Genomic DNA, 13,780 nt, shown 5'->3' with positions numbered 1-13,780 from the left:
CTCGAGCGCCTCGGCACCCGAACCGCCGCCAGCCTGGTCCGCCGTTCCACCCGCAGTTGACTGCCCGGTTCCCGTCCGGCCAACGGTCCCGCCACCAAGACCAGCACCGCCAGTGCCAAAGCCGCTCGGCCTCAAACCCTGCTCGGCCGCAAGCGCCCCACGCCCCAGCAGCCCGTCAACAACCACCGCTCCGGTTAGACCACCGGAAAAAACGCAAAGCGATACCGTGGCGGCAAAAGCCGCGAAACCAACCGACTGCTACGCATGAGCCCCCTCGAAGCGAATCAACTTGCCGTCAAAAACATGACGCCTCCCAACGTCACACAACCTACCTCGTGCAACCGTTTTGTGACGCCAACAACAAAAATGTGAGCTTGTGACAGGTATATTGGAGGACGGTGAAAGGAGGCGTATGAAGCGGCCCTCAGCAACTCTTTCGCCAATGGTGGGCTAAATGCCGTGCTGGCGCTTCGCAGGGCGTAAGAAATAGAATTTATCGGGCTTTATGCGCGAAGAAATTTCGATGAAGGTATCAAGACGAAGGTTTTCCATGATTTCACTTTCACTGAGAGCCCCATGACAGCCACGTTTGCGCCTGAATGGCGTTGGGAAATTGCACAAGACCCGAACGAGGTGCATGAGCTGCTCAGGGTTAGCGACCTTGCGCAGGCAACGAATGCGGCGCCTGCGCCGCAGCGCAACGAAGAGCGTACGCATTTCCTTGTGAAAACCGGTTGCGTGCGTCTTTTGCGCAAGGGGGCGGACGCCATCGCTATGTATGCCCTTACAGAGACGCCGCCTTTCGTACTCAACGACGCGCCATTCCAATTCGCAAGCCACCCCCTCTATCTTCAACGGCTCGCAATTGAACCTGACTGCGCAAGGACCTTAGGCTCAGTTCCCGGGATCAACGCATTACGGCATGCGATCGAAGTCGCCCGTGATGGGCGAGCGGATGCGCTTCGCAGCGAAGCCAATCCCCATCTCACACGAACCCTAAGCTTGCTTATATCAATGGGATTTGAGGTCCAGAACCCGAACGCGGTCTTGCCCTCGGATAACCGTGTCTATCTTGAGGTTCGCATCAGACCTGGCCGAGCAGCTGTTTAGCCAAGCCCGGGCGTAGGACCTTTCCGGTCGGCGTGCGCGGGATTTGCGAAACTCTCACATATTCGCTCGGAAGTACGGTGGGTGAAAAGACCGATCGCAGATGATCAATGAGGCGATCATCCAACATATCGAGATCGCAGACGACTGCAGCCACAATCGCCTCTCCGGTCCGCTTGTCAGGGCGGGAAATACAGGCTGCGTCGCGAACGCCCGGCACCCTTCGCAATTCACGATCCATTTCATCCAGGGATACGGATTCTCCACGCACCTTTGCGATGTTCTTGCTGCGCCCGGTCAATACGAACAACGGCTTTCCATCGGGGCTGCGGACTGTGTATCCAAGATCACCCGAATGAAACCACCCATTGCGGAAGGCTTCTTGCGTCGCTTGACCGTTGCCGTAATAGCCGGGCGTCACGTTCGGTCCGCGCATCATCAGCTCTCCGGCGGTACCGTCTGGACACGATCGGCCAGCATCGTCGACAATGGCAATCTCGTTGCAAACCGCGATCCCAACCGGAGGAATTCGGGTTTCGAACATTAGCTCTCGATACTCAGAAGAGGAAAGGTGCGGAGGCATCGTGCAGGAGAAATTCGTTGTTTCCGACAGGCCGTAACCTTGTACGATGCGGGCTCCGATCGTTTCGTAAACGGCTCGGGCGGTGTCTGAGGTCAGTGCTGCCGCCGCGCTGACGAAGTAATCGAACCCGTCAGGCAAAGAACGGTCGCGCCACACCGTGGTCAGGGCATCGAGGATGCTTGGCACCACGCTCGCGATGCGAGGCCGTACAGCTGCAAGGATCAACGGATAGCGGATAGGATCAAACCCCTGCAGCAGGTTGGCATGGCAGCCGGCCAAAAGTGTAGCCAGGAGCGTGAAATGCAATCCGTTTACGTGATGAATCGGCAGGCAACCCAGAAACGTCTCCCCCGCTTGCATTCGGTGGTGGGCAATAACATCCCTGGCGTTCGCGGCAGCGTTACCATGCGTCTGCCTGACAATCTTTGATGCTGCCGTAGACCCGGAAGTACCAATCAGGAAAGTGTCGTTCCACGGTTGCAAGACGGGCTGGAGAAAGGGATGGCTGTCGATTTCGTCAAGGAACGGCAAGTTCAAGGCGTCCGGCAGAACGCTGTTGTCCAGAGACGGAGAACGGAGCAGCAGGTTTGCGCTCACGGCTTCAATTTGCAGTGCATGTCGATTTGGAGGATCTGCCGGATTGAGCATCAGAGTGACCGCGCCGGAACGCATCAATGCGAACGTTGCAACAACCGATTCGATGCAATTGATCGGGCATAGTGCCACTACACTTCCAGGCCGGACGCCATGATGCCGAGCCAGCCAGCCCGCGAGGTCTGCCGATACGCGATCCAGCTGCGCGAAGGTAATGGTCGTCTTCGCTCCACGAGGATCGATCGCCGTCAGGTAGGGTGAACTTCCCCGGGTTTGAGCCTGGCGGATCATGACATCAGGAATCAGCGGCCGGGTGGCGGCAGCGCCAAGGCTCTGGTGCTCTCGTCGCGAGTTTTCATGATCCCCATCAGTCATTCTCAAGGCCCCGCGGATAGAACTACCTATGCTTTTCGACGGATGCGGCGATTGTCGATGGAGACCTAAAACTCTCCGGCACCATTGTCTCGCTCGAGAAGGTGATGCCGAAATGCTTCTCAATTCCGAGCACGATATCGATGAACTTGAGAGAGTCGATTCCGAGCTGAGTAAGCTCGGTATTCGGCTCCAAGGGACTGGAACTCACGCCAAGCGCCGTGAGAATGCGCAATACCTCGCTAGTTGTATCATGCATTTTTACGCGCTTCTGTACTTGATCGGACGACGACGATAGGCAATACTAGAGGTTGAAGTCCTGTTGATGCAAGCGGAATAAGCGCGATAAAATTTCAGACAAATTGTCTTTGGCTTGGGGAATTTTAGCGCTCTAGAGGTAAGTATGATGCTGGACGGCCGTTTCGAAGAACGCAGTGACGATCCTCATGTCTTGGCACGCTTATCACTGTTAGCTGGAGACGATGTCTTACCTGAAATTCCGGTCTCCGCTTTGGAGGTGGACACGGTCCTCACCGTGGCGGACGTTTTCGATCCGTTGAAGGAGCAGCTCGACACGTACGGTCTAGCACACGTTCAGTTTCGGGAGCCGCCATCCCGGGACCAATTTCGTCAGCTCGGCGAACAGCTCGGGACTCTTATGTCGGAAACTGATCCCACGGTCGCGCCGTTCGTGGAGCAGGCGGTGATCTTGAACTTGATCAGTCGCTTTGGTCACGGCGCGGACCCAACGTTGCAGCCGTTTTCCTCAGACTATCTCACCCTCCATTCGGAATGCAGTTCGCGGCCGCTGAATGATCAGCCCCGCTACATCACGCTTCTCTGTCTTGAGCCTGGCGATAATCCCGATCGAGCGCAGACGGTCGTCGTTCCGATGGAGGCCGTGGCGGCACAACTCCCGGAACCGATCCTGCAGATCTTAATGGAGACGCGCTACCGCCACTGCATAAACGGACCGATGCTTGCGCGACCGACGACAAACGGTCTGGCCTTCTCATTCCGCGATTTTCGTGCTGCCGCGCTGGACTGGACAACCGAGGGCAAGGCGAGCGCCAGCGAGGTTGGCGCCGCCTTGAGGCTGCTACTTCATTCGATGTACCGCAGAGATCTCATGTCGGGCGTATGCTGGCGCCGGGGATTAATGGTTGTCATTGATAATTGCCGTTTTTTCCATGGCCGGACGAGTGGTCCAACCATGCCGGGGAACCAAACGCGCCATCTTATACGATTACGCATACTTTAGATCTCGTGCTTCTTAAGGGTCGGCGCAGATGAATTTTTTTCCTGTTGACCTCGAGGGGCTGTTCTCGGACCTGCCAGCGAAGCCTGGTGCATGGCCCAGCGCGTACGGCGTGCCGCGTAAAGCCTCTCCTCAAGCGTCTACATTGCCGTACTTTCTTCCCACCGTCGGAGAACGCACGATCGAACTCTTCGAATGCGTTTCTGATCCCGACGATGCCTTAGAATTGCGTGATCTCTATTTGGGACGCGTGGAATGCGAAGCGCTGCGTGGAGAGGCCAGCGATCGACGCGCGATCCTTTGGCTTGAACGGCGCCGAAGACGCAACTGGTCTGCCGAGGAGATCCTAAACTCACGGGCAGCCATCCGCTTCGTCAAAGAGCTTTTCAATTCGTTTTTTCGCGACGACCTTTATGGCCGCTTCCGTTCGAACGACACGGTCATCCTCTCCTCCGGTTCCGTTTGCGAAGAGAGTTTTGGCCTGCCAGAGGCCGCCAAGGCTGCACTGCGTTTTGCCCTGAAACGTGACTGGTATGGTTATTCGGATTCGCGTGGTCGATTGTCCGCAAGGGATGCGATCGCAGCCTATGAGACCGCCAGAATATCAAATGTTCGCTACACGGCAGAGAATATAGCCATAACAATGGGTGGAACCGCAGCTGTCAGCGTCCTCGCAGATCTGCTGCTGACGGGGCAGAAGGTTCCGAGTGCTCCGGCACTTTGTCCCATTCCAAACTATCCTCCTTTGATCGAATCGATCGCGCGCCGGCACCATGTCCAGCAAGTCCCCCTGATCTCGCAAAATGGGCGCGTCAGTCTGCGGCCGCTGCTTGACGCGCTTACCCCTGCGACACCACTCGTCTTGTTGCAAACCGTTGCCAATCCGACCGGTGCCGTTGTGGACGAGAATGATATCCGCGAACTCATCGCCAAAGCATCGCCGACGACAATGATTCTGCTGGATGAGTGTCACGAATTTCTTGGAAGCTGCGGGCTGCGCACCTGCGAGCGAGCGGCGGCCAATGTTGTGCGAATCTCCAGCATGTCGAAAACATGGTCTGCTCCGGGAATGAAGATTGGATGGATTGTGGCAGACGCCGCGATCATATCCGATTTCTACGAATATGCGTCTACCAGCTATGGTGGTCCGCCATCGCTGTTTTATACGCTGATCGAAGTCGTCACCCGAATGGAAAGGTGGTTGCTGGAGGGGGTGGACGATCCCGGTTCTGCTGAATTGAGCGAGTTCGATCCGGGCTATGGATTGACGGGTGAAGCGCTTGCTGCCGCCTTTCGCTCTTATCGCGCCGAGCGCAACGTTCGCGCGAGCAGTCTCCTGGACAATCGCGCCGAAATTCTCGAATCGCTGCAAAGCAGCGGCTTCGACGTCCTGCATCCAGCACAGTCAATCAACGCCACTTTGGCTGCGCCCTGGTGGGACGATCCTTATGTTGCTTTTCGCAATTTGCTTTCGGAAGCAAACGTATCGTTGTTTCCGTCCGTCTTGACCTTCGGTTACGATATGAACGCACTCCGCGTAACCACATCACGCAAGCGGAGCGACTTGAAGATGGCAAGCGAGCGGCTCGCGATGTTCGCGTCCGATATGCGTCGGAGCTGACCTGAATGTCGATCGTTATTCTCGGTGGAACGGGATTTATCGGGTCGCAGGTGGTACGGGCCTTCGGCGCGCGGGACATCACCTTGTTTCACAGAAATCACGTAGGGTCTGCCGCAGGTCCAACGCGACATGTCCATTGTAGCCGCGATGACTTGCCGACGATGCGCAAATATTTCTTGGATGCTGAGCCGAATCTTGTGATTGATATGATAGCTCAGTGCAAGGACTCCGCCACAAAAGCACTCGCGATGATCGCTCCGTTCTCCGGACGCGTGGCAATGATCAGCAGCGCAAGCGTTTACCGTCAGTATGGTCAGTTGCTGAGGATCGAGGCGGGACCAGTCGGCATCGATCCAGTCACGGAGGATGGGCCGCTCAGGACCCGATTGTTCCCCTACCGTCAAAGCATTTTACGCTCGGCGACGGACCCGCGTCGATGGCTGGATGACTATGACAAGATTCCAGCCGAAAACGCCTACCTGTCGCACCCCGGCATAACCGCAAGCGTTGCGCGTCTACCAATGGTCTTCGGTCCGGGAGATCCGGACGGGCGAGTCCAAATATATATCCGTCTCATGCAAAGTGGCATCAAGGAGCTTTTCCTGTCGGAAAGCGTCGCGGGCTGGAAGAACGCTCGCGGATATGTGGAGAATGTCGCCAGCGCTATCGCGCATGTGGCCAGTCACGGCGCCGTCGGCCAGGTTTACAATGTCGCCGATGCCGGTGACCTGCCGGAGGCGGAATGGGTCGAGCGCATTGGTCGCGCAGCCGGATGGTCAGGGCGGATTACGATCGTGCCCGACGATGATCCTGCCGCGATAATGCCCATCGACGAACTGCCGCGAGATGCTGATTTTTCGGTAAACACGCTGCTAGATAGCACGCGTATCAGAGCTGAGTTGGGTTTTGCCGAAGTGGTGGACCTTGATGAAGCGCTGCGCAGGACAGTTGCCGCCACCCCTCATCGCTTGCAGGATGCAATATGAAGACGAAGCAAACCAACCCGTTTTGCGTGCGGGGTCAGAAATCCATCATTGGTATGGTGCATTTGCCACCGTTACCGGGGACGCCCTTCTTCGTGGAGGGAAGCTTTACGGCGATGAAGGAAGCTGCTGTTCGCGATGCCCTTGCCCTCGATCACGGCGGAGCTGATGGATGCTTGGTCCAGACCGTGGATCGCGTCTATCCAACGGATAATGGCTGCGATCCCGCCCGCGTGTCGGCGCTCACAATGATCGCTTCGGCGGTGGTTGAAGCGACACGCGCCGACTTCGTCGTTGGCGTACAGATCATGAGCAATGCTATTGACGCATCGATCGCTGTTGCAAAAATCGTAGGCGCCGATTTCGTTCGCGCCACGGCTTTCATCGGCGCGACGGCGACCCAGTGGGGTCTGTTACAAGGCGACCCGCAACGCACGATCGCCTATCGAAAATCAATTGCAGCCGAAGATATTGCGATTGTGGCAGACATTCGAACACAGCATTTTAGCTGGACGGGCGGTACGCCAACTGTTGCTCGAATAGCGCGATGGGCCAAGGAAGCGGGGGCAGATGCGGTTTGCCTAGGTGACCCGGATGAAGCCGTTGTTGCCGCTCTGGCTGGGGAGGTGCGAATTGCCTGCCCCAATTTACCGATAATGCTTTCGGGCCATACCGATCACGCAAATGCCGCTAGGCTGTTGGCTCATGCAGACGGCGCTCTCGTTGGCACATGCTTGCAGGGACAAGAGTGGGCGGGAGCTATCGAGGAGGAACGCGTCAGAGCCTATCTCACAACGGCGAGAGGCAATGGCCATGGGTAGTGTAACCGGTGCCGATGGCATGCTGGACCAGATCGACAAACTGCAAACCGATTTGCCCATCCTCGTCGATGCGACATTGGCCGCGCTTTTATCGAATTCCCGGAGTCTCCTTCGCACTCGCTTTGAAAAGGTCACCGTTACGGGGTGCGGCGACTCGCTGCAGGCTGCTTTTGCGGCAGCACCGGCGTTTGCCCGACTTGCAATGCAGCCCTTGGACGTTATGGGACCCCGCCGTCTGATCGCCGATCTTCATGCCAAATCAGGGCTACGACGGCAACTGGTAATCGGGATTTCGGCTTCGGGCGGCACACCTGCGGTTTGTCAGGCACTCGAAAAGGCAAATGCCGCTGGAGCACTCACGCTGGCGATTGTCGGGCGAGAAAATTCGAAGATGGCGGCTTTGGCAAGCGAAACGCTGTTGATACCGCTTCCAGACGCTGTGGTTGGTCCGGGGATAAGAACATATCAGGCGAGTCTTGTTGGACTCTTCCTTTTGGCTGTCTGTCTCGGATTTTTTGCGGGCCGGTCGTCGTCACGTGATGTGGATGAATGGCCGAGTACGATGCGGGATGTCGCAAAGGCGCTGGGCGAAACCATTGAGGCAACGAAACCGGTCATGGCTGGGATCGCACAGGAAACCGCTGATTTCCCCGCAATGTTCTTTCTCGCTGCAGGACAGCATCTCGCGACAGCACGTTACGCTGCTGCCAAACGGGTAGAAGCGTCGGGCCTCTATGCCACAGGACAGGATCTTGAAGAGGCATGGCATATCGAGCGCTTCGCAAGGCCAAGGGACTTGCCGGTCGCCGTCATTGCACCACCGGGCGCGACCCTCGAAGAAGCGGAAGCAGCCTGTTGCCATGCGCGCGGTATCGGGCGGCGCGTCTTCGTGCTGACCTGCAGCGCCGAAACCGCAATCCGCCAGCATGCCACGGTCGCATTGGATTTGTCGCCGCCGCCATTCGAATTTCTTGCACCATTTGTTTGCCATCCCGTGTTCACGCAGATGGCTGCACACGAAGCTCTGCTGCTGGGATGCTTGCCATTCCGGGCAGATAGTCCTGAGATCGCTGCGGATCTGGCTGCTTATATGAAGTCGGCCGCTTATTCCTGACTTGTGAGAAAGGGCAAATCGAAGAAGTTTTGTTCGCGAATATGACCAGAAGAGACACCCAAATGGTCCCTTTCCGCCCCTGAACTGGTCGAGCGGTCAAACGGCGTTTCGAATCAATTCAGCATCGCCACGTCGGCTGAAAGAGTTGGTTGACGACGTTAGAAGCCTGCACTATAAAGTAGTTGTCGCGTTGCTATTCAATCATAGTTCGCAATTGGCTGCGCCTTCTCAGGTAGGCGTATAAGCAGTGCCTTGACGCATACTCCAAGTACTTGAACGGAAAGTTTGGAAGATGTCGACCGCTTTGATCCGTGATTTATCACATGGGCTTATGTCCGACTTCTCCGATACGGAATTTCCATCACAGGTCTATGGCTTTCGTGCTGGCGAGCCCGATTTGTTGTTGCGTGGGCCGGGTACGCTGTTTGGATTTGTCTGGACTGGCGAGAAGGAAATAGTGTCCGATGGCAGGACGTATCGCGTCGGGGCCATGCAGCATTTTTCCATTCCGGTGGAGAGCCAGCTCTCACTGACGGGGTCCGGCACCGGCTATGGGGTTCTGCGGATCGGATATATCGGACTTGCCTCTGTCGGTGGGCCGGTTGAAGAGCGCGGCCGTCTCAAATATATTGACGGATGCTCTGATACCTTACTCATATCGCCGCCCCTACGCGGCGATCCCTGCTTTAACTTTCTGCACTTCCCGACCGGGATAGATCAGACCAAGCACACGCACCCTTCCATTCGCGCGGGGCTGATCCATAAAGGAAGTGGCGTGTGCCACACCGCCGAGGGCACTGAGACACTCAGTCCAGGGAAAATGTTTATTCTGTATCCGGATGCAATTCATGCCTTCTCCACCGATGGGACGCAGGGCATGAGCTTGACGGTGTTTCATCCCGATAGCGACTTCGGCCCGACGCATGATGAGCATCCGATGCTAAACCGGACGATCGTCAATGGAGTCTCGGCGCGACATCTGGACGGGATACGAACGACGGAAATCGTCTAAAGAGTGGGATGAATCTGAGCTTTGATACCGGTTATCGGAACGCTCTCAGATCAAACATCGAATCATGAAATTCAATTAGAATCAACGTGTTGTTGGTGGTCGTCTCGAATTTAATGCGGTTTATGGACTTGTAACTCGCTCCGGACCATTGCTCAGGCGGGCCTCAAATCCACCATACCAGTTTCTGAGCGGATTCCCGTCGGCAGGGGCGATGAAGAAACCGTCGATCGGCACGTGAGCAGAAGGGTCTTTGGTCGTCGCCAGGGCGAAGCTTTATGGCAACTGACGACGGATCTTCGTGATTCAGGTTCATGGACATCGATGGCAGACAGTTTTTTTCGGCTTCGGCCGCACCCTCCGTCAGCGTATTTTTTTGGCCATGTCGAATGCAATGAAGGTAGCGATCGTACCAATTGATGCAATCGGGCACCTGACTCCGATGTTGGCTGTCTGCCACGCACTCGCCAACCATCCGGAAGTCTCCGTTGTTCGCGGCTTTGGATCAAGCCGGGTCGCTAAGCTTTTCCTGCAGCAGTCGGCTGAATTCGAGATCACTCTCCGCGACCATGGGGAAGGCAAAAATGATCTCGCGTGGAAAAGTTTCGTAAACCCTCTTTCTGATGCTGAATTGACGATGCAGAGATTGACGCAGTTTGCCCCAGACATCGTTCTATACGACCCGTTTGCTGTGCTCGGCGCATTAGGTGCCCATATGTGCGGCGTCCCGTCTGCGGCGCTTGTCACCATGGCCGGCTACGGAACGCTTGGCGATGATTTTGTACGCAAATATTCATGGGAACGGCACGATCTTCTTGCCGCGAATGCTGACTATTTCGAGAGGTTTCGTTTCAATTTTCGGGAGCGTGGTTTCCTCCCCGTGCTGTTTCCCTCCCCGGATCTGTCGATGATTGCGGCAATCGAGCGCATGTCCGTGCCAATAGACCCGTCCAGTCAGCCCATGCTTCACCAGCTATTTCGCAGTGTGAAGGGCCGAGAGGCTTGTATTGGCCCGTGTCTCGGACAGGAACACTTGGCGCATGAGGTGATCAAGACCTTGTGCCGCGATGACGAAGAAGCAAGGAACGATCCATTCCCCTTTACAAAGCTGGAGCAGGCACGCGCCGCCGGCAAGAAGATCATCGTCTTTTCGCTCGGCACGGTCATAACCGACTTCCGCTATGACACGCCGGTCGGAGGGCAGCCGACAGGGGAAGCTTTTCTGCGCAAAAGCCTCGACGTGGTCGCGGAAGCCGTCCAGAAAGAACAGGGGCTTCTGGTTGCTGCAGTCGGCCCCAAGTTTCCCCTTTCCGGCCTGGCGCTATCCTCCAACGCAATCATCAAGCGAGTCCTGCCGCTTCGGAGACTTCTGCAGGGAAATGCAGACGCGTTCATTACGCATCATGGCGCGAGCTCGCAGGCGGAGAGTATTCTTGCCGGCGTGCCGATGATTTCGCTGCCCGGCGTTGGCGATCAGATTTTCAACGCAAAAGTCGCGGCGCGCCACGGTGCTGCGGTCGTCTTTTGGGACGTCGAGAATCCATTGCAGCAGTGCGATGTCGCAACGATGCGCTGCGCGCTTCGCGCCGTTTTGGATAGCGATGGTCCGAAAATGGCATGCTTAAAGCTTGCCGACGAGATGCGGATGATCGATGGGCCGCGAGCCGCAGCTGGGCTGGTGACTGCGCTTGCTCAGTCCCATCGCAGTCAAGGTTAGCTCCAGTGGCACTCAAGGAGGTCGTCATGCGCACAATCAGTATGGATTCGCTGCGAGAACTGCGAGGGTCGGATGCGACATTGCCGCTGGTCCTTTACGGTGCGGGAGATCTCGGCAAGATTACGCTCCACGCTCTTCAGCAGAAAGGCCTGAGTGTTAACGCATTTTGCGATTCGAACCGGCTGAAACAGGGTACTTCACACCATGGGGTGCCTGTGATCGCACCGGAAGCGCTGGCTGATTTCGATCGAAGATCGATCATCCTTGTTTGCAACAACTACATTTCCGTGGTCGCTTGCTCGCTTCGCGAGATCGGATTTGAAGAAATTTATAGCTGTTCGGATCTGTTTTCGGACGCGGATTTTTCTTGTGCCGACTTCAATGTTCACAAACTCGAGATATACCGAAAAATATCCTGGCACAAACGCGAGTATGACAAGCTCTATGGTGCACGTGATCGCTTGACGCTGAAGTACATCGATATCGTGATCACCGAAGCCTGCAGCATGAAATGCGTCGATTGCTCTAATCTCATGCAATACTATAAAACTCCCAAGCACTCCGATCTCGATATGCTCTTCGAGTGTTTGGACCGTATAATGTCGGCTGCGGATCGGGTCGATGAAATTCGCGTATTGGGGGGAGAGCCTCTTGTAAATCGGAACTTCGGGAGCGTTATCGACAAAGTCAGCGAATATAAGAATTTCAGCCACATCGTCGTCTATACAAACGGAACGATTGTTCCGCGAGCGCCCGCTCTTGAAGCCCTGGCTGATCGTCGGGTTACCGTCAATATTACCGATTATGGCAAGCATTCCCGCAAGCTTGCCGATCTGATCGACGCCCTGAAGAACCAGTCCATCGCCTATCTGGTGAAGACGCCCGCCTGGACCGACTCAGGCCGGATCAAACACGTTGATCGGTCACACGAGGCGCTCGAATTCCAGTTCTCAAACTGCTGCGTGAACGATGTGCTGACGCTATTGAATGGACGCCTTTACCGTTGTCCATTTTCGGCAAATGCCACAAATCTCGGCGCGATACCGCAAGATTCAGCCGATTTCGTCGATGTGGAAAATGTGAAAGACATTGTGCGGTTGAGGAATGAAATCAAGCAGCTATACGTGCGAGATACACCGCTCCTGGCCTGTCGTTATTGCAATGGGCGGGACTACACGACTCCGAAGATCGAAGCTGCTATCCAGATCGACGCTGCGCTGGAATTGCCGACAAGTCCCACCATTTGATGGATTGACCGCCGAGACTGAACCCGGTTTGCGATAGGATGCATGTGTTGCATCGCAATGGCGTTGCTGCTCACAAACGCTACATCATCCTAGAACGGAGATCGGCCCGATTGGATCAATCTGCAGCCGTGGATTCCAAGTTGGATGGTTTCACGGCGCAGCGTACCGTTCGACCTGTCGCCCTCCGATCCTCCAGGGTGCAAGTCACTTCGACAAGTCCAGCCATAGTCAAGGCGTCGGTCACCTCCGCGTGTGTAAACGTGCGGCTGATCAGGGTTTCTCGGATGCGCCAGCCTACTGGCCCCGGCCCAAGAACACCCGATATCTGAAGACGCGCGACATTGTGCTGAGGGTCCCACGAACCACGGCGGACATACATGACATCCTTGTCATCAACCATCGTCACCGAATTCGCCCACTGACTGAAATGATCGGCCTCGAGCAGGTCAAAAACGAAAAGCGCTCCATCGACGATGGATTGGCTTACGTTGTAAAAGCAGCTTTGGAGGGCTTCGAGGGTCGGCAAATGATTGAGTGCGCCATCGATACAGACACAGGCGTCTGCCTTGTGCGATAACTGGAAGCGTTCCGCGTCCCCCTCAAATAGCTCCGCTCGGCCCTCTTTGAGTTCGCTTCTGAGTTTGTCGGCAGCGATAGCCAGCATATCGGTCGATCGGTCTACGCCAATAACGCGCCAGCCGACCGAACATAGGCTCCGTGCGGTTTCACCAGTTCCGCAACACAGATCGAGAACGCGCCGACCAGGCTCCAGTTGCGCTAGCAGATAGCTGGCCAGTTCGGGGGCAAAGCTCCGGATCCAATGATTGAAATGTGATTCATAGAGCGCCGCGAATCCGTTGCCGTACACGTTCCTTGCCTGTCATCTGGCATCGCTGAAGTGCGTTGATCGAGAAAACAAGCCGTCGCCCGATCAACGCAATCGTAATAACTAAACGAAGAGTTTTATTGCATAAGCTGCCCAGCAGCGATGCGAATATTGTCCGATGTCACATTCAGGCGGTTTGTCAAAGCGGCGCTGAATCCCAGATGGTCCAACACTTTGGCGACATCTGCGTGAGAGACACCCGTATTCTTGGCGATTTCGCCGACGATCTCCTGGGACTTTGCGTGTACCAGATCTTTAGATGCTGAAGTCATGATTTGCTCCTTTTATGTTGGGTGAGAATGACAAGCGGCTGGGGCATACCCAGCGGCGGCAGAATGCTGATGCAATGCTTTCTCGCAGAGTGTCCGTCCGATATTCGGAGCACCCTGTAGGTATATAATCGGGCACAACGGATTATGTCTCCCGCGGCTTTTTGGCCAACACTTTAATGTGGACCAATTCTCCGCC

At 55.9% G+C, this 13,780-nt stretch carries 13 protein-coding genes and 1 pseudogene; 9 read left to right on the top strand and 5 right to left on the bottom strand.

Features of this window, described 5'->3' with window-relative positions; translation table 11 throughout:
- Positions 1-186: pseudogene (locus MOV61_RS06695) on the bottom strand (hypothetical protein); the annotation flags it as partial.
- 390 nt (positions 187-576) lie between these two features.
- Between MOV61_RS06695 and MOV61_RS06690 the strand changes: the two are divergent.
- Entirely contained in the window at positions 577-1,110 is a 534-nt protein-coding gene (locus tag MOV61_RS06690) for a hypothetical protein (protein ID WP_247136025.1), read from the top strand.
- On the opposite strand, the gene MOV61_RS06685 is transcribed toward MOV61_RS06690, so the two are convergent.
- Positions 1,085-2,659: a class I adenylate-forming enzyme family protein gene (locus MOV61_RS06685; RefSeq protein WP_247136024.1), complete on the bottom strand. Its 1,575-nt coding sequence runs from the start codon at positions 2,657-2,659 to the stop codon at positions 1,085-1,087. The genes MOV61_RS06690 and MOV61_RS06685 overlap by 26 nt on opposite strands.
- Before the next feature lie 22 nt (positions 2,660-2,681).
- Positions 2,682-2,915, bottom strand: coding sequence for an acyl carrier protein (locus MOV61_RS06680; RefSeq protein WP_247136023.1), 234 nt, complete (start codon positions 2,913-2,915; stop codon positions 2,682-2,684).
- 144 nt (positions 2,916-3,059) lie between these two features.
- Between MOV61_RS06680 and MOV61_RS06675 the strand changes: the two genes are divergently transcribed.
- From MOV61_RS06675 to MOV61_RS06640, 8 genes are all read left to right on the top strand, one after another.
- A complete protein-coding gene (locus tag MOV61_RS06675; RefSeq protein WP_247136022.1) occupies positions 3,060-3,917 on the top strand; it encodes a TauD/TfdA family dioxygenase in 858 nt (285 codons plus the stop codon).
- A gap of 28 nt (positions 3,918-3,945) precedes the next feature.
- Positions 3,946-5,535, top strand: coding sequence for a pyridoxal phosphate-dependent aminotransferase (locus MOV61_RS06670; RefSeq protein WP_247136021.1), 1,590 nt, complete (start codon positions 3,946-3,948; stop codon positions 5,533-5,535).
- A 5-nt stretch (positions 5,536-5,540) separates the two neighbouring features.
- Positions 5,541-6,521, top strand: a complete 981-nt coding sequence (locus tag MOV61_RS06665; RefSeq protein ID WP_247136020.1) for an NAD-dependent epimerase/dehydratase family protein — start codon at positions 5,541-5,543, stop codon at positions 6,519-6,521.
- A complete protein-coding gene (locus MOV61_RS06660; protein ID WP_247136019.1) occupies positions 6,518-7,339 on the top strand; it encodes a BtpA/SgcQ family protein in 822 nt (273 codons plus the stop codon). The genes MOV61_RS06665 and MOV61_RS06660 overlap by 4 nt, the downstream gene beginning before the upstream one ends.
- Positions 7,332-8,453, top strand: coding sequence for an SIS domain-containing protein (locus MOV61_RS06655; RefSeq protein WP_247136018.1), 1,122 nt, complete (start codon positions 7,332-7,334; stop codon positions 8,451-8,453). Before MOV61_RS06660 ends, MOV61_RS06655 begins: the two co-directional genes overlap by 8 nt.
- A gap of 292 nt (positions 8,454-8,745) precedes the next feature.
- Positions 8,746-9,465: an AraC family ligand binding domain-containing protein gene (locus MOV61_RS06650; RefSeq protein ID WP_247136017.1), complete on the top strand. Its 720-nt coding sequence runs from the start codon at positions 8,746-8,748 to the stop codon at positions 9,463-9,465.
- Between the two features lie 298 nt (positions 9,466-9,763).
- A complete protein-coding gene (locus MOV61_RS30420) occupies positions 9,764-11,179 on the top strand; it encodes a glycosyltransferase (RefSeq protein ID WP_247136016.1) in 1,416 nt (471 codons plus the stop codon).
- A gap of 26 nt (positions 11,180-11,205) precedes the next feature.
- On the top strand, positions 11,206-12,426 hold the full coding sequence (locus MOV61_RS06640) for a radical SAM protein (RefSeq protein WP_247136015.1): 1,221 nt from the start codon (positions 11,206-11,208) through the stop codon (positions 12,424-12,426).
- Between the two features lie 115 nt (positions 12,427-12,541).
- On the opposite strand, the gene MOV61_RS06635 is transcribed toward MOV61_RS06640, so the two are convergent.
- Both MOV61_RS06635 and MOV61_RS06630 read right to left on the bottom strand, forming a co-directional pair.
- Positions 12,542-13,294 carry a class I SAM-dependent methyltransferase gene (locus MOV61_RS06635; RefSeq protein ID WP_247136014.1) on the bottom strand — a complete coding sequence of 251 codons (753 nt, stop codon included), beginning with the start codon at positions 13,292-13,294 and terminating at the stop codon, positions 12,542-12,544.
- A 95-nt stretch (positions 13,295-13,389) separates the two neighbouring features.
- Entirely contained in the window at positions 13,390-13,584 is a 195-nt protein-coding gene (locus tag MOV61_RS06630; protein ID WP_247136013.1) for a hypothetical protein, read from the bottom strand.
- Positions 13,585-13,780 lie beyond the last annotated feature (196 nt).

Origin of the sequence: Neorhizobium sp. BETTINA12A (genome assembly GCF_023006485.1) — a bacterium.
GTDB lineage: Bacteria > Pseudomonadota > Alphaproteobacteria > Rhizobiales > Rhizobiaceae > Neorhizobium.
Note: the sequence above shows the minus strand (reverse complement) of the source record. Positions and strands in the feature narration are given on the sequence as shown.